Source organism: Thauera sp. GDN1 (assembly GCF_029223545.1).
Classification (GTDB): Bacteria; Pseudomonadota; Gammaproteobacteria; order Burkholderiales; family Rhodocyclaceae; genus Thauera.
Genome location: NZ_CP097870.1, coordinates 2,856,205 through 2,871,808, shown reverse-complemented (window position 1 = coordinate 2,871,808; position 15,604 = coordinate 2,856,205). Strand labels below are relative to the sequence as shown.

Genomic DNA, 15,604 nt, shown 5'->3' with positions numbered 1-15,604 from the left:
CGAAGGAGACGACACGATGAGCCAGACCCCGATCCGGGCCGAGCACACGTCGGCGATCGAAGCGCTGCGGCGGCAGTTCTTCGACAACGGGCAGTTGCCCGATGCGGGCCTGCCCGCGTCGGTATTGCGCTCCTGGCAACGCTGCCAGCGCCTGGGGATGGAGAACACCGAGCGTGGCCGGCCTTCCAACACCACGCGCGGCGACCTGATGGTGGCGCGCGAGCGCAACGCAGCGCTGCTCAATCACGCCGGCGGCGTCATGGAGCATCTCTACGAGCAGATCCGCGCCTCGGGCAGCATGGTCCTGCTCGCCGACGCCAGCGGCCTGATCCTGCACGGCATCGGCGACCCGGCCTTCGTCGACCGCGCCAGCCGCGTCGCCCTGCAGCCGGGCGCGAGCTGGAGCGAATGCCAGCGCGGCACCAACGCCATCGGCGCCACGCTGATCGAGCGCGCGCCGGTCGAGGTCTTCGGCGCGGAGCATTTCCTCGACTGCAACGGCGTGCTCACCTGCAGCGCCGCGCCCATCCTCGACTGTCGCGGCGAGTTGCTCGGCGCGCTCGACATCTCCGGCGACCACCGCCAGTACCAGCCGCACACGCTCGGGCTGGCGCGCATGGGCGTGCGCCTGGTCGAGCGCCGCATGTTCGAGAGCGAATACGCGCGCCACGCGCTGTTCGCCTTCCATCCGCGCCCCGAAGGCGTGGGCGGGCTGCAGGAAGGCCTGCTCGCGGTCGATGCCGATGGCGAGATCGTCGCCGCCGACCGCCAGGCGCGCGCGCTGCTCGGCATCGAGGCCGGGCGCAGCCTGGGGCTGGGCAGCTTCGGCAACCTGTTCCGCAACGGCTTCGGCACCGTGATCAGCCGCGCCGGGCGCGATCCGGGGGCGCTGATGGCACTGGAGCTGCGCTCCGGCGCGACCGTGTATGCGCGCGTGCGGGTCAGCCTGGCCTGGCACGTCGGCCTGCAGGCGGCGCAGGCGGGCGGAGGCGCGCGCGCGCTGCGTGCGCCCGACCCGTCGCGTTCGGCACGCAGCCGGGTCACGCTGGAGACGCTCGCCACCGGCGACGCGGGCCTGCAGCTCGCGCTCGACCGCTGCGCCAAGGTGGTCGGCCGCAACATCCCGATCCTGATCCAGGGCGAGTCCGGCTCCGGCAAGGAACTGCTCGCGCGCGCCTGCCACAACAGCGGGCCACGCGCCGATGGCCCCTTCGTCGCGGTGAATTGCGCGGCCATTCCCGAGAACCTGATCGAATCCGAACTCTTCGGCTACGTCGGCGGCGCCTTCACCGGCGCGCGCAAGGAAGGCGCCATCGGCCGCATCCAGCAGGCCCACGGCGGAACGCTGTTCCTCGACGAGATCGGCGACATGCCGCTGGCGATGCAGGCGCGCCTGCTGCGCGTGCTGCAGGAGCGCTGCGTGCAGCCGGTGGGCGCCGCCGAGCCGGTCGCGGTCGACATCGCGCTGCTGTGCGCCACCCACCGCATGCTCAGCGAGCGCGTCAAGGCTGGCCAGTTCCGCGAGGATCTGTACTACCGCGTCAATGGCCTCACCGCGCAGCTGCCGCCGCTGCGCGAGCGCAGCGATCTGCGCGAGATCGTCCGCCGCCTGCTCGACGGCAGCCGCCACCACCCCGAGCCCGCCCGCGTCGACGTCGCGCCCGAGACGATGGCGATCCTCGAGGCCTACGCCTGGCCGGGCAACATCCGCCAGCTGCAGAACGTGCTCGAGGTGGCGCTCGCGCTGCTCGACGAGGACGAGGACTGCATCCTGCCGGCGCACTTGCCGGAAGACGTGGTGCACGGTGCCGGCGACGCGCCGGTCGAGCGCCCGGCGTCCCGCGCGCCGGTCGCGGCGCCGACCGCTGCGCTCGCCCGCGGCCGGCGGCCCAAGGACATCGACGACGCGACCATCCGTGCCGCGCTGGAACGCTTCGACGGCAACCTCTCCGCCGCCGCCCGCCACCTCGGGGTGGCGCGCAATACGTTGTATCGGCGGATGGGGTGCGATTTCTGAGGCCACCCGGCGCCGGTAGCGCCGCGCGGTGGGACGGTCAGAAGCGGTAGCTGGCGTTCACGCCGGCGTAGAGGCTGCGTTCGAGGCCGGGTTCGTAGAACCGTCCATTGGTGTCGCCGACGATGACCGAGCCGATGTGCTTGCGGTCGAAGAGGTTGTCCACCCGCAACAACTGACCGAAGGTCCACGGCCCTTGCTGCTGCTCCGCCGACAGGCGAAGGTTGAAGAGGGTGTAGGCGGGGGCAGGCGGCTCCGTGTTGGTATCGCTCACGTGCACCTTGCCGCGATGGACCGCCTCGCCGGCCAGCGTCACATCGGCGACCGGCTCCCAGGCCAGTTCCGCATAGGCTGCGAACTGCGGGACGCCGGGAATGCGGTTGCCCGAAGGAATGGTCGTGCCGCGACTGACGAAGGCCTCGTCGTACTCGGCTTTCATCCACGTCAGTGCGGCACGTCCGGTCAGGTTCCGGGTGAATTCGGACTCGGCGGCGAGTTCCACGCCTTGTCGCAGCGTACGGCCGGCATTCTGGTAGCTGGTACGCCCGCCGCTGGCGCCGGCGACGACGATTTCATCGTCCGTTTCGATATGGAACAGCGCGGCATTGACTCGGGTGTTGTCGCCGACGATGGCCTTGGTGCCCACCTCGACCTGCCGGCTGGTGGAGGGCTTGAGGTTGAAGTTGAATTTGCCGTCGGACCCGTAGGAGAGCTCGTTGAGCGTCGGGGTTTCGAAGCCCTTGCCGGCGCTGGCATAAACGTTCAAGGCCGGGCTGAGCGCATAGACGACGCCGATGGCCGGGGTGGTCTCGCTGAAGCGCACGTTGCCGCTGTCGTCGCCGTTGATGCCGACGATGTACTTGTCCTCGACCTTGAACGAGACGCGCGAGTGTCGTACGCCGAGCGACCATTGCCACGGGCCGGACTTCAGCATCGCCTGCAGGTAGGGGTCGATGCTGGTGACGGTGTCGATCTCGTTGCGACGCAACTGGCCCTTGACCCCCAGCGTCGGGCCGATGAAGTTCTCGTAACCGCGACGGTCGTCTTCGGAGCGATCGTAGTCGACACCGGCAGTCAGCGTCAGCTCGCCCAGGCCAATCGTGCGCTCGGCGATCCAGCGTGCGCCCAGACCGTAGAAATCGCGGTCGAAGTCGACGACCCCTCCGGCGTGGTTCGCGCGCTCGGGATTCTTCGTCGTCGGAATCTGCACGAAGTCGGGGATCGACTGGTACTGGGTGACGCTGCGCCGGCCGGTGTAGGCCGACATCTGCAGGCGGTCGCTGCCGAAGCGGCGCTCGTAGGTCGCGCCGCCCTGCAGGTGGTGGATGCTCTTGCGCGTGTCGTATTCGAGCGCGGCGTCGTCCACTGCACGCGGATCGCGCTGGTACGTGTCCCAGTCGATCCCCAGCGGATCCTCCGTCTCCGGCTGCCGCAGGCCGTTCGCCACCAGCGTCAGCGTGCTGTCCTCGTCCGGGTTCAGCGTCAGTTTGGCGAAGCCCTGGTCGCGGCGGGTCTTGCTGTGGTCGCGGTAGCCGTCGGTGTCGAAGCGCGAGGCGTCGAGCACGAAGCCGATGCCGTCCTTCTCGCCCTCGGCGCCGAGGCCGAACTTGGTCGTCCCCCAGCTGCCGCCGAGCACGCTGGCGCGGATTCGCGGCTCGCCCTCGCCCTTGCGCGAGAAGAGCTGGATCACGCCGCCGGCATGGTTTCCGTACACGGTGGAGAAGGGCCCGCGCATGACCTCGATGCGCTCGGCGGTGTCGAGGTTGAAGGTCGCGGCCTGACCCTGGCCGTCGGGGTTGGTGGCGGGGATGCCGTCGGCGATGAGCTTGACGCCGCGCACGCCGAAGGCCGCGCGCGCGCCGAAGCCGCGGATCGAGATCTGCAGGTCCTGGGCGTAGTTCTGGCGGTTCTGGATCACCAGGCCGGGCACGCCGGCGAGTGCCTCGGAGGCATTGACGCCGAGGTTGCCCGCCTGGTTGGTGCGCATGTCCACCGCATCCACCGAATAGGGCAGGTCGAAGCTGCCGGTCTCGACCCGGCTGCCGGTGACGACGACCGGGTTGAGCGTGACGGCGCTGTCACTGGGGGGCGCGGCGTCCTGCGCCGCCGCCATGCCGGCGAGGCCCGCCAGCGCGCCGGGGAAGGCGATGCGCACGAGCTGCGCAAGCCGGCTCGCGCGCGGGGTCCTGCGGCCGAGGAGATGGAGGTCGGGGTTGGCGCGGGGCATTGGCTTCACGGTCGGGGTCCTCGTGGGTGGTGAGCGCCCGATTCTCGCCGATGCTCCGGCGTGCGGGCCTCAGGGCAAACCCGAGCGCATGCTCGCGAAAATCATGACACTCACCGCAGCCGCGATTCCGTGCGGCGTGTGCCGGCGTGCTCGGTCACGCGCCGGGCCAGCGCGCGAAGTCGCCATGCTCGGCGAAGTGCGCCAGCGCGCCGATCAGCGCCCGCGTCAGCGGCGGATCGAAGGGGCTGTGGCCGGCGCCCTCGACCAGCTGCAGGCGGCTGCCCGGCAGGGCCGCGTGCAGGCGCAGCGCGTTGCGCGCGCGGCACACCAGATCGAGCCGGCCGTGGAGGATGGCGGCGGGGATGCCCGCCATGCGGCCCGCGGCCTCGAGCACGGTTTCCTCGCCGAGGAAGCCGCGATGAGCGAGGTAGTGCGCCTGGACACGGTACTTGTCGATCAGCGCCGCCCGTTCTGCTGCGTCGCGGACGGGTGGGGCGGCCGGCGCCCGGCCGGGCGTGATCAGGGCCTCTTCCCACGCAGCCCAGGCTTCGGCCGCCACGCGTGCAGCGCGCGCGTCCGCCCCCTCGCCGAGGCTCGCGCACAGGGCGGCCAGCGCGCGTCCCTCGGCAGCCGGGGGCAGGGCCGTGCAGAAGCTCGACCACGCGTCGGCGCAGATCGCCCCCGCGCCTTCGGGCCCGAAGAACCAGTCGAGATCGGGCTGCCCGGTCAGGAAGCTGCCGCGCAGGATGGCGCCCAGACATGCCTGCGGATGCGTGCTGCAGTAGGCCACGCCCAGCGCCGCCCCCCACGAACCGCCGAACACCAGCCAGCGCCCGATGCCGAGGTGCAGGCGTAGGCGCTCGATGTCGTCGATCAGCTCGCGCGTCGTGTTGGCGTGGCACCCACCGCGCGGCGTGCTGCGCCCGCAACCGCGCTGGTCGAAGAGCACGACCTGGAAGCGCGCCGGGTCGAAGAGCTGGCGCTGGCGCGGATTGCAGCCGCTGCCCGGTCCGCCGTGCAGGAACAGCACTGGCAGGCCGTCGGGCTTGCCGCAGCGCTCGAAGTACAGACGATGGCCGTCGCCGACGTCGAACATGCCGTGTTCGAGCAGCGGCGCGGGCGGGAAGGGGAGGGCGTCGGATGGCATCGGCGTGGGCTGGCGCTGGCGAAGGAGGGCGTGGTGCGCGGGCGCGCATGTCACGCTGGATCTTAGACCAGTGCAGCTACGGATTCCGGACGTTCTTGATCGGGCGCGTTGCTTGGATCCGATGCGCCGAGGCACGTCCGAAGGGGCGCCATGCGGGCGACGTGGTCGAGGGCGGGGTGGTATCGACCCGGGCTGAACCGTCGCCGAGGCAATGCTCGTGTGACTCGTTCACGAGGTTTCGAGCCACGCCCGTTTTTCGGCCACCTTCGCCCACTCGTCTGCATCGGGCAGCGCCGGATGCGCCTCGACGATGCGCGGCCACGCCTTCGCCAGCATGGCGTTGAGCGCAAGGTATTCAAGCTGCGCATCGGTGAGCTCATCCTCCGGCACGATGGCATCCACCGGGCATTCGGCCACGCACAGGGTGCAGTCGATGCACTCCTCCGGATCGATCACCAGGAAGTTCGGGCCCTCACGGAAGGCATCGACGGGGCACATGCTCACGCAATCCGTGTATTTGCACCTGATGCACGCTTCGGTGACGACGTGGGTCATGGCCTTGCCTCCTCGAACAGGGTCTCGAGCACGGGAAAGAGCTCCCGCTCCTCGAACCGCACATGATCGATCAGTGCCTGCCCGGCCCTCGCCTGATCCGCGCCGCTCAGCGCCACCATGAGCAGGTGCCTGAGCTGTGCGTGTTCCGCGCGCAGCCGTTCTGCGTGCGCGTAGTGGCGATCCGTCTCCAGTAGCGGCAGCAGGTCGCGCTCTTCCTCGGCGAAATGGGCTTCGATGCCGGGAAGTTCGGCGCCGAGCTCGGCCTGGGCACCGCCAGCAAGCAGATGCCTGCCGAGACGCAGCGCGGTGTGGTGCTCACGGGACAACTGGGCGAGACGGGTGTGGCGCTTCATGGCGGATCCCTGAAATGAGTCCTCGAAGAAGAATTTAAAACTCCTCTTTTAAAGAGTCAACTAACATGAATCTATTGCTGCTAGCATGCAGTTGGCAGTCACCCTTCTGCACACTCTTGCGATGAACATCACACAGCACACCGACTACGCGCTTCGGATCCTCATGTATCTCGGGGCATGCCCCGAGCGGCGCGTCACCATCAAGGAAGTCGCCGAGCGCTTCGACATCTCGCGCAGCCACCTCATGAAGATCGTCACCGAACTGGTGGCGAAGGGCTTCGTCGACGGCGCGCGTGGCAAGGGCGGAGGCTTGAAGCTGGCACGGGCCACGGCCGAGATCGGTGTTGGTGAGGTCGTCCGTCGGGTGGAACCCAGCCTCGAACTGGTCGAGTGCTTCGGAACGCAATCGCACTGCCTGCTGGATCCGGCCTGCCGGCTCAAGGGCGCGCTCGACAGTGCCCTGCAGGCCTTCCTGGCGGCGCTCGACCGCGTTTCGCTTGCCGACCTCGTTGGCAACGACACACGCCTGCACGAGGTGCTCGGTCTGGAGACGCCAAGGCGTCACCCCTCGGCGGTCACGATCATGCGCCAGGTCGCGAAGGCTAAAGAACGATAGCGCAGACAACCGTCCGCGGCGGGTTCGCGCGTGTTGCCGGCCAGGTCGAATCCCTTCACGGTTGCGCCCAAGCGAGGCCAGAGCCGGTGCCGAGCCCTTTCGGGGGGTGTGCTATGTTGGAAAAACAGTGGAGGGCAAGCGATGAAGATCCGCCAGGCCATGGGCTGGGAGTGGGACGCGATAGCCGGCATCGCCGCAGCCTTCGTGGCCATCGTCCTGCACCTGCTGCACATCGTCGATGAGACGGTCGTGCTTCCGATCCTGCTGGCGCTCGTGGGCCTGCTGTTCATCAATTTCATGCGCCACAGCCGTAACAACGAGCTGACCGCCGAGCAGGTCGAGCGTATGGGGCACACGGTCGACAGCCTGCACGCCGCACTCGAGCGTCCGGGCCTTGCCCTGATCGGCCCGCGCCAGTTGCAGACCGCGTATCACCGCTTCCTGCTTGCGATGAGCGGAGACTCCATCTGGTTCAACGTCTGCCTGTCGATGTACCGCACCCCCGCGCTCTTCGACGCCCTGTTGCGACCGGCCATCGACAACCCGGCGGTCGGGTCGATCCAGTTCGTGCTCGATGAAAGCCAGCGCGAACTGTGGGACAGCACGATCGCGCCCCAGATCGCCGCCTGTGCAGGTCATGCGCGTGTCCGACCGCCACGCTGGTGCAAGCTGGAACGCACGCTTTCCTTCATCCTCGCGGACAGCCAGCACAGCGGCAGTTGCGAGGCCCTGCTCAGTTTCTGGGGCGAACCCTTCATGGCCCAGGCGACCGGGCGGGACGTGCCGCGCTTCGTGTTCCACGTACAGCAGCACTCCGAACTGCTGCCCCACCTGCTCGAACTCGAAGGCTGCAGCGCCCACTTTCGTTCGCGCACGCAGTGAAGGGAACGCCGCCGCGCACGGTGGTTCAGGACGAACGCCGCAGCAGCGCCAGGCGGATGCGCTCGATCGCGTGCGAGGGGCTCAAGCCCTTCGGGCAGACCTCGGTGCAGTTCATGATCGTGCGGCAGCGGTAGAGGCGATAGACGTCGTCGAGGAAGTCGAGCCGCTCGGCGGTGGCCGTGTCGCGGCTGTCGGCGATGAAGCGGTAGGCCTGCAGCAGGCCCGAAGGCCCGATGAACTTGTCCGGATTCCACCAGTAGGACGGGCAGAACGCGCTGCAGCAGGCGCACAGGATGCATTCGTACAGCCCGTCCAGGCGCTCACGCTCGGTCGGGCTCTGCAGCCGCTCGCGCTCGGGCAGGGGCGCGTCGTTGATCAGCCAGGGCTTGATCGAGTGGTAGTGGGCGAAGAACTGCGTCATGTCCACGATCAGGTCGCGGATCACCGGGAAGCCCGGCAGCGGACGCAGCACGATCGGCTCCTTCAGTCCGTCGAGCGCGGTGAGGCAGGCGAGGCCGTTGCGGCCGTTGATGTTCATCGCGTCCGAGCCGCACACGCCCTCCCGGCACGAGCGCCGGAACGACAGGCTGTCGTCCTGGACGCGTAGCCGCATCAGCAGGTCGAGCAGCTTCTTGTCACCCGCCTCCGGCTGCACGTCGTAGGCCTGCATTCGCGGCGGATCGCCGCGCTCCGGGTCGAAGCGATAGATGCTCAGTTTCATGTCCGCCCCTTCGCCGCTCAGGCCGCGAGCGCCACCGCGGCCAGGCTCAGCAGCACCCGCACCAGCACACCGAACAGCACGACCGCGATCAGGCTCAGCACCGCCAGCCGCAGTCCGCGCGGCTGGATGTAGTCGAGCACGATATCGCGCATCCCCACCCAGGCATGCGCGCACAAGGCGCCGAATAGCAGCGCGATCAGCGGCCCTCCCAGCACGCCGCCGGCGAAGGCGCGCCACCCGGAGAAGTCGAGCGGTGGCGCAAAGGGCAGTGCGAGCACGCCGAACACGATCAGCACCAGCAGCAGCAAGGCGCTGATGCGCTGGACCACCCATGCCCGCTGTCCGTCGAAAAGCCTCATGACAGGCCCCAGGCGAGAAACAGCAGGGTGAGCACGGGCGCGCCGACCAGGACCAGGCGCGCACTGACACGCGCCTGCACGAGCTCGCTGCCCACGCCGACATCCATCAGCAGGTGGCGAACCCCGGCCAGCACGTGATGCACGAGCGCCCACAACAGCACGGCACCCGTCACGGTCCAGAAGGGCGACGAAAGCAGATCGCGCACCGAGGCGAAGCCCGCTTCCGTGCGCAGCGAGACGTCGAGCGTCAGGGCGATGACGGGCAGGGCGATGAACAGCAGCACCCCCGCGACCCGGTGTGCGATCGACGCGATCGCACCGATCGGAAAGCGGATCTGCGCCAGATTCAGGAATACCGGCAAGTGACGAGAATGCCTGTCCATGTTGGCTCCCCGGAAACTCGAGCTTTCGCCGACGGTGGCGGAGCGACTCCTACCCGAACCATAGATCATCGGCTGGCGTGGCGCCGGCCGCTGCTTTGCCCGCGCTCCTGACGCACAGCGCCTCTATGAACACGGCACGCGGCGTGCGGGCCTGCGCCAATCAGCCTGGCGCCCGTGTCAAGCGCCGAACACCCGTCGCCACTGGAGGCCTGGTGCGAAATGCGAAGAACGGCTCGTAGCGTGACTGCGGGACGAGGATGGGGGTACGACCTTGCCAATTTTTGGCAAAGCAAAACAATTAGCCTGCGCTCATCTCGTCTTCTACATCGAACGACCGGATCACCTCGATGTCCGGCGCGTACTGCACGGCCAGCGCGACATTCCCGCCTGGATGCAGGACCCTGACGCCTTCGCCTGACAACAATCGGCCGATACTCCAAGGGCCGGTAATCACGGTCCGCTTACCAAGGCGCCATTCCTGTGGCCGGTTTTGGCCGGACCGAGACCGCCACATTGGAGCCCTTGCGGCAGTTCGACGAACCGTCTGCGACAGTTCAGCTAATGCCCGGCCGCGACCGGTTCGGTGTCCCACCACGCGTTGAAGCGGGCCTCCGCGCCGGCAAACGCCGCCTTGGCCCGCTCGACGTCCCATGGCGCCTCGGCGAGCGTTTCGTGGTCCCACATGCTGCGGGGCTCGGGCGGTGCTAAGAAGTCGCCGCCATAGACGTGGATCGCGCAGGTCATCTTGCCGATCGGATTGAGCACGGAGTGGATCGCGTCGCGCTCGAGCGTCGTGATGTCGCCCGCGCCCAGCGACTTCGCACCGTAGGCCTCGATGCCGCCCGCGGTACGCCGCCAGAACACGTTGTCCTCGCGGCCCGCGTAGATGCCCACCACGGAGAACATGTGGTGGTCGTGAGGCATGAGGCTCATGCACGGGGCCCACACGAAGTTGATGATGGTCAGGTTCGGCGCGCGGTACAGCATGCCAATGCCGGCATGGGTCGGCTCGCCGAGCTCGGTGAACACCCGAGAGCCGTCGGATACCGCCGCCGCGACGAGTTCGCTGATCGCGCCTTCGCCCTCGCCGACGGTCTTGATGCAGTCCTCGATGAAATGGTCCCTGTGGAACATGGCAGCGCTCCTCGATCCTCGCTCCCTGCCCGTCGGGCGCGAAGGCGAACGACTCCCCTTCGGCATTTTCCTTTCAGCGCCTTGTTTGTCCCTTTTGTAGACAAGCGGTCGGCCATCCGCAACCCGGCTGGCGGTCGGCAATGTGTGCTCCCGATGGCCAGGCGGCTGCGCTACTCCCTTCCGTCCAACGAGAAGGTCTCGGGGGTTTTGGGGATGGCCAGAAAAAACCCGCCGGCGGCGGGTCGAAGCAGGGTGGTCACGAGGAAGCTCATCCGATGGTATAGCCGCCATCCACGACGATTTCCTGGCCGAAGATGTTCCTGGCACTGTCCGAGGCCAGGAACACCGAGAGCACGGCGATATCCTCCGGCTGGCCGAATGCGCCGGGCATCAGGCGGGACGTGATCTTCTCCGCGACCGCACCCAGGACTTCAGGCGGCAGCCCGACCGTGCCCCACAGCGGCGTCCCGATCGGACCCGGGGCGATCGAGTTGACCCGGATGCCCTGGGGGGCAAGTTCTGCCGCCAGGGTCTGCGACAGGGACTTCAGTGCCGCCTTGCTCGCACTGTAGATGGCCAGCCCGGGGAAGCCCACCTGGGTGAGGAAGGTGGTGATGAACTGGATCGATCCGCCTTTGCGGATGTGGGGAATGAAGAGGCGCGCGGTTTCCGCCGCGCCGAAGAGATTGACCGAGAACTGGGTGTCGAAGGCTTCGGCGGTGCTGTTCTCGAAGGAGACGACGCGCGCGATGCCGGCATTCGGGACGACGACATCCACGCCGCCATGGGCCCGGACGGTCGCATCGACCAGGCGCTTCAGGTCTTCGGCTCGGGTCACGTCGCCCGCGACCGCCGTCACCTGCCCGGGGAAGGCCGCCTCCAGTTCCTTCAAGGCGTCGAGATTGCGGGCAAAGGCCACGATCCGGGCGCCTTCTCCGGCATATTTCTCGACGATCGATTTCCCGATCCCACTGCTGGCGCCGGTGACGACGGCCACCTTGCCTTCAAGCTTCCTCGCCATGTCTCGCTCCCGAAATGATCCCGAATCTGGGATTGCGACAAGAGTGTTGGAGATGCAAGCAGTTCTCGTTGACGCTGATCAAGAAGGCCCAGACCGGAGCGCGACGCTCAGCGCCGCCCCGCCGAGCGCAGCAGCCGATCGAGCCGGTTGGCGAAGGCCTGGCGGTCGGCGGCACTGAAGGGCGGCGGTCCGCCGGTATCGACGCCGGTGTTGCGCAGGGTGTCCATGAAGTTGCGCAGGTCGAGCAGTTCGCGGATGTTTTCCTTTCCGAACAGCTCGCCCTTGGGCGACAGGGCATGGGCGCCGCGCGCGACGACGTCGGCGGCGAGGGGAATGTCGGCGGTGATCACGAGGTCGCCCGCCTCGACGTGGGCGGCGATGTACTTGTCGGCCTCGTCGAAGCCGCCGGGCACCTGGATCATGCGGATCAGCGGGGAGCCGGGCACGCGCAGGTACTGGTTCGCGACCAGGGTGAGCGGCAGGCCGGTGCGCTCCACGGCGCGGAACAGGATGTCCTTGATGACGACGGGGCAGGCGTCGGCGTCGACCCAGATGTGCACGGTGTACCTCTCATGATGGCTGGCGGCCCGTCGCCGCAGGGGGCGGGAGGGGCGGCAGCGTCGTTTTCGCAGAAGCCCGGATGATGACAGGCTGCGGTCGATGGCGGGTCGGTGTTCCGCATCCGCGCGTGCAGCTCGCAGTGGCCTCAAGATTTTCATGAGGCCCGGTTCCGGACTTTCACGATGCGAATTATTCCTCTTCAAGCCACTCTTATACACACGGCCGGCGAACCGGTCGGCGGTGCCTGCAAGGGGCGCCGATCCCACCCAGAGACAAGACAGGAGACGAACATGAAATGGGAAACCCCCGCAGCCAGCGACATGCGCTTCGGCTTTGAAATCACCATGTACATCGCCAACCGCTAAGGCGTGATCCGGGGCGGCGCGGCGCGCGTCCCCGCGCCGTGTCGCCCTTTTCACGTACGCGTCCTTCGCGTGCTCCAGGAGAACCGATGAAGATCCGCGTGCTCGGTTCCGCCGCGGGTGGCGGCTTCCCGCAGTGGAACTGCAACTGCCCCAACTGCGACGGCCTGCGCAAGGGACGCATCCGCGCCCAGGCCCGCACCCAGTCCTCGATCGCCGTCAGCGGCGACGACGAGAACTGGGTGCTGTTCAACGCCTCGCCCGACGTGCTGCAGCAGATCCGCAGCTTCCCGGCGCTACAGCCGGCGCGCGCGCTGCGCGACACCGGCATCGCGGCGATCGTGCTGATCGACGCCCAGATCGACCACACCACCGGCCTCTACATGCTGCGCGAGCACCGCAAGCCGTGGCCGGTTTGGTGCACCGCCTGCGTGCGCGAGGACCTGTCGGTGGGCAACCCGGTGTTCGGCGTGCTCGGCCACTACAGTGGAATCGACTGGTGCGAGTTGCCGCTGCAGGCGCGCTTTGCCATCGAGGGCGCGCCCGGACTCGGCTTCGAGGCCCTGGCGCTGACCAGCAACGCGCCGCCTTATTCGCCGCACCGCGACCGCCCGCAGCCGGGCGACAACATCGGCGTCACTCTGATCGACGCCGCCAGCGGCAAGCGCCTGTTCTACGCGCCCGGCCTGGGGGAGATGGAATCCCACGTGTGGGAGGCGATGCAGACTGCCGACTGCGTGCTGGTCGATGGCACGCTGTGGGCCGACGACGAGATGATCCGCCTCGGCGCCTCGGCCAAGACCTCGCGCGCCATGGGGCACCTGCCGCAATCCGGCCCGGGCGGCATGCTCGAATGGCTGGACAAGCTGCCGGCCGCCACGCGCAAGGTGCTGATCCACATCAACAACACCAATCCGATCCTCGACGAGGACAGCCGCGAGCGCGCCGTGCTGGCCGCGCATGGCATCGAGGTCGCCTGCGACGGCATGGAGATCGCGCTGTGAGCTACATAGATCAGATCAGCATCGAGCACACCGCGGCGCTCGCCGCCAGCGCGGACGACCTGCCGCCCTGGTGTCCGCAGGAATTCGAGGCACTGCTGCGCGAGAAGGGCACGAGCTACCACATCTACCATCCCTTCCACGTGATGATGGCCGAGGGCAAGCTGACCCGCGAACAACTGCAGGGCTGGGTGGCGAACCGCTTCTACTACCAGATCTCGATCCCGGTGAAGGACGCCGCCATCCTGTCCAACTGCCCGGAGCGCGCGATCCGCCGCGAGTGGATCCAGCGCATCCTCGACCACGACGGCTTCGAGATCGGCGACGTCAAGGACCCCGGCGGCATCGAGGCCTGGATCCGGCTGGGCGAGGCGACGGGTCTCTCCCGCGACGACGTCACCTCGTTGCGCTTCGTCGCCCCGGCGACGCGCTTCGCGGTCGACGCCTACATCAACTTCGCCCGCCAGCGCCCGTGGCAGGAGGCGGTGGCCTCCAGCCTCACCGAGCTCTTCGCGCCGCACATCCACCAGCAGCGCCTGGACACCTGGCCCACGCACTATCCCTGGGTGGACACCGCCGGCCTGCAGTACTTCCGCAACCGTCTCACCCAGGCGCGGCGCGACGTCGAGCACGGCCTGCGCTTCACGCTCGAGTACTTCAGCCAGAGCCGGGCGATGCAGCAGCGCGCGCTCGACATCCTGCAGTTCAAGCTCGACGTGCTGTGGGCGATGGCCGACGCGATCATGCTGAGCCAGTGCGAGGTGGCGATCGTCGGCCCGCGCAAGGGGGCGGCGCGATGAGCGAGACGGCGACGATCGGCCTCGAGGCCACTCCGCGCGTGTCGAAGCGCTTCCGCCTGCAGTGGGAGGAGGCCCAGCAGGCCTGGGTGCTGCTGTATCCGGAAGGCATGGTCAGGCTCAACCAGAGCGCGGGCGAGATCCTGCGCCGCTGCGACGGCGCGCGCAGCGTGACCGAGGTGGTCGCCGACCTGGAGCAGGCCTTCGCCACCACCGGGCTCGAGGCCGACGTACTCGCCTTTCTCGAATTGGCGCGCAAGCAGCAGTGGATCGAGCCGTGAGGTGAGCCCATGAATGCGCCCCAGACTCCTGCGCCTCAGCCCCTGGGCCCCCAGCCCGGACCGCCGCTGTGGCTGCTGGCCGAGCTCACCTACCGCTGCCCGCTGCACTGCGTGTTCTGCTACAACCCGGTCGATTTCGCCCACACCCCGGACGAGCTCTCGACCGAGGACTGGTTGCGCGTGCTGCGCGAGGCGCGCGCGGCGGGCAGCGTGCAGTGCGGCTTCTCGGGCGGCGAGCCACTGCTGAGGGACGACCTCGAGGTGCTGGTCGCCGAAGCCCACAAGCTCGGCTTCTACACCAATCTGCTGACCTCGGGCGTCGGCCTCTCCGATGCGCGGGCGCGGGCGCTGAAGGACGCCGGGCTCGACCACATCCAGCTCTCGTTCCAGGACTCCACCAGGGAGCTCAACGACTTCCTGTCGCACACCCGCACCTTCGAACTCAAGCAGAAGGTGGCCGCGATCATCAAGGACAAGGGCTGGCCGATGGTGATGAACTGCGTGGTCCATCGCCTGAATATCGGCTACATCGACCGCATCATCGACATGGCGGTGGAGCTCGGCGCCGAATACCTGGAACTCGCCAACAGCCAGTACTACTCGTGGGCGATGCTCAACCGCGACCAGTTGCTGCCTTCGCGCGAGCAGATCGAGCGTGCCGAGCGCGTCACCAACGAGCGCCGCCAGCTCTACGGCGACCGCATCCGCATCTTCTTCGTCGTGCCCGATTACCACGAGAAGCGGCCGAAGAAGTGCATGAACGGCTGGGGCAACGTCTTCCTCACCGTTACCCCCGACGGCACCGCCTTGCCCTGCCACACCGCGCGCATGCTGCCCGGGCTGGCCTTCCCCAACGTGCGTGACATGGACGTGCGCAGCATCTGGTACGAGTCGGAAGGCTTCAATCGTTACCGCGGCGACGGCTGGATGAAGGAGCCTTGCCGCAGTTGCCCGGAAAAGGAAAAGGACCTCGGCGGCTGTCGCTGCCAGGCCTTCATGCTCACCGGCGATGCGGCGGCGGCCGACCCGGTGTGCGACAAGTCGCCTTCACATCACAAGGTGATCGAGGCGGTGGAGCGTGCCGACCGCGGCGAGCCGGCGGTGGTGGAGCGCCCGCTGGTGTTCCGCGGGCCGGAGGAGTCGCGCCGGCGCAAGGCGGGATTGCTGCAGCCGGGCGGCTGAGGCGCCTC

The 15,604-nt window shown here is 68.2% G+C and carries 18 protein-coding genes; 8 read left to right on the top strand and 10 right to left on the bottom strand.

The window, feature by feature from the left end; all coding sequences use genetic code 11:
• Positions 1–16: 16 nt before the first annotated feature.
• Complete coding sequence (locus CKCBHOJB_RS13195) at positions 17–2,017, top strand: sigma-54-dependent Fis family transcriptional regulator (RefSeq protein ID WP_281049131.1); 2,001 nt, start codon at positions 17–19, stop codon at positions 2,015–2,017.
• Between the two features lie 37 nt (positions 2,018–2,054).
• On the opposite strand, the gene CKCBHOJB_RS13190 is transcribed toward CKCBHOJB_RS13195, so the two are convergent.
• From CKCBHOJB_RS13190 to CKCBHOJB_RS13175, 4 genes are all read right to left on the bottom strand, one after another.
• Positions 2,055–4,241, bottom strand: a complete 2,187-nt coding sequence (locus CKCBHOJB_RS13190; protein ID WP_281051687.1) for a TonB-dependent receptor — start codon at positions 4,239–4,241, stop codon at positions 2,055–2,057.
• 154 nt (positions 4,242–4,395) lie between these two features.
• Positions 4,396–5,388: a prolyl aminopeptidase gene (gene pip / locus CKCBHOJB_RS13185; RefSeq protein ID WP_281049130.1), complete on the bottom strand. Its 993-nt coding sequence runs from the start codon at positions 5,386–5,388 to the stop codon at positions 4,396–4,398.
• 228 nt (positions 5,389–5,616) lie between these two features.
• Positions 5,617–5,943, bottom strand: coding sequence for a ferredoxin FdxA (gene fdxA, locus CKCBHOJB_RS13180; protein WP_281049129.1), 327 nt, complete (start codon positions 5,941–5,943; stop codon positions 5,617–5,619).
• The gene (locus CKCBHOJB_RS13175; RefSeq protein ID WP_281049128.1) at positions 5,940–6,296 is read right to left on the bottom strand and encodes a hemerythrin domain-containing protein; all 357 of its coding nucleotides are present in this window, start codon (positions 6,294–6,296) and stop codon (positions 5,940–5,942) included. The genes fdxA and CKCBHOJB_RS13175 overlap by 4 nt, the downstream gene beginning before the upstream one ends.
• Positions 6,297–6,417: 121 nt before the next feature.
• Here CKCBHOJB_RS13175 and CKCBHOJB_RS13170 point away from each other — a divergent pair, with 121 nt between their 5' ends.
• Positions 6,418–6,912 carry an Rrf2 family transcriptional regulator gene (locus CKCBHOJB_RS13170; RefSeq protein WP_281049127.1) on the top strand — a complete coding sequence of 165 codons (495 nt, stop codon included), beginning with the start codon at positions 6,418–6,420 and terminating at the stop codon, positions 6,910–6,912.
• 141 nt (positions 6,913–7,053) lie between these two features.
• The gene (locus CKCBHOJB_RS13165) at positions 7,054–7,794 is read left to right on the top strand and encodes a hypothetical protein (RefSeq protein ID WP_281049126.1); all 741 of its coding nucleotides are present in this window, start codon (positions 7,054–7,056) and stop codon (positions 7,792–7,794) included.
• 25 nt (positions 7,795–7,819) lie between these two features.
• Here the strand turns inward: CKCBHOJB_RS13165 and CKCBHOJB_RS13160 are convergent, their stop codons facing one another.
• The 6 genes from CKCBHOJB_RS13160 to CKCBHOJB_RS13135 form a co-directional block, all read right to left on the bottom strand.
• Positions 7,820–8,515: a succinate dehydrogenase iron-sulfur subunit gene (locus tag CKCBHOJB_RS13160; RefSeq protein ID WP_281049125.1), complete on the bottom strand. Its 696-nt coding sequence runs from the start codon at positions 8,513–8,515 to the stop codon at positions 7,820–7,822.
• A gap of 17 nt (positions 8,516–8,532) precedes the next feature.
• Positions 8,533–8,874, bottom strand: a complete 342-nt coding sequence (sdhD, locus tag CKCBHOJB_RS13155) for a succinate dehydrogenase, hydrophobic membrane anchor protein (protein WP_281049124.1) — start codon at positions 8,872–8,874, stop codon at positions 8,533–8,535.
• On the bottom strand, positions 8,871–9,257 hold the full coding sequence (gene sdhC / locus CKCBHOJB_RS13150; RefSeq protein WP_281049123.1) for a succinate dehydrogenase, cytochrome b556 subunit: 387 nt from the start codon (positions 9,255–9,257) through the stop codon (positions 8,871–8,873). The genes sdhD and sdhC overlap by 4 nt, the downstream gene beginning before the upstream one ends.
• Positions 9,258–9,815: 558 nt before the next feature.
• Entirely contained in the window at positions 9,816–10,391 is a 576-nt protein-coding gene (locus CKCBHOJB_RS13145; protein WP_281049122.1) for a hypothetical protein, read from the bottom strand.
• A 268-nt stretch (positions 10,392–10,659) separates the two neighbouring features.
• Positions 10,660–11,412, bottom strand: coding sequence for an SDR family oxidoreductase (locus tag CKCBHOJB_RS13140; RefSeq protein WP_281049121.1), 753 nt, complete (start codon positions 11,410–11,412; stop codon positions 10,660–10,662).
• Positions 11,413–11,519: 107 nt separating this feature from the next.
• Positions 11,520–11,972, bottom strand: a complete 453-nt coding sequence (locus CKCBHOJB_RS13135; RefSeq protein WP_281049120.1) for a YaiI/YqxD family protein — start codon at positions 11,970–11,972, stop codon at positions 11,520–11,522.
• 291 nt (positions 11,973–12,263) lie between these two features.
• Between CKCBHOJB_RS13135 and pqqA the strand changes: the two genes are divergently transcribed.
• The 5 genes from pqqA to pqqE all read left to right on the top strand — a co-directional run bounded on the left by pqqA (position 12,264) and on the right by pqqE (position 15,596).
• Positions 12,264–12,338 (top strand): pyrroloquinoline quinone precursor peptide PqqA, encoded by a 75-nt coding sequence (gene pqqA, locus CKCBHOJB_RS13130; protein WP_002927495.1) that lies wholly within the window; start codon positions 12,264–12,266, stop codon positions 12,336–12,338.
• A gap of 86 nt (positions 12,339–12,424) precedes the next feature.
• Positions 12,425–13,339: a pyrroloquinoline quinone biosynthesis protein PqqB gene (gene pqqB / locus CKCBHOJB_RS13125; protein ID WP_281049119.1), complete on the top strand. Its 915-nt coding sequence runs from the start codon at positions 12,425–12,427 to the stop codon at positions 13,337–13,339.
• Entirely contained in the window at positions 13,336–14,136 is an 801-nt protein-coding gene (gene pqqC, locus CKCBHOJB_RS13120; protein ID WP_281049118.1) for a pyrroloquinoline-quinone synthase PqqC, read from the top strand. Before pqqB ends, pqqC begins: the two co-directional genes overlap by 4 nt.
• Positions 14,133–14,414: a pyrroloquinoline quinone biosynthesis peptide chaperone PqqD gene (gene pqqD, locus CKCBHOJB_RS13115; protein ID WP_281049117.1), complete on the top strand. Its 282-nt coding sequence runs from the start codon at positions 14,133–14,135 to the stop codon at positions 14,412–14,414. The genes pqqC and pqqD overlap by 4 nt, the downstream gene beginning before the upstream one ends.
• A gap of 9 nt (positions 14,415–14,423) precedes the next feature.
• Positions 14,424–15,596 carry a pyrroloquinoline quinone biosynthesis protein PqqE gene (gene pqqE / locus CKCBHOJB_RS13110; protein ID WP_281049116.1) on the top strand — a complete coding sequence of 391 codons (1,173 nt, stop codon included), beginning with the start codon at positions 14,424–14,426 and terminating at the stop codon, positions 15,594–15,596.
• Positions 15,597–15,604: the final 8 nt, after the last annotated feature.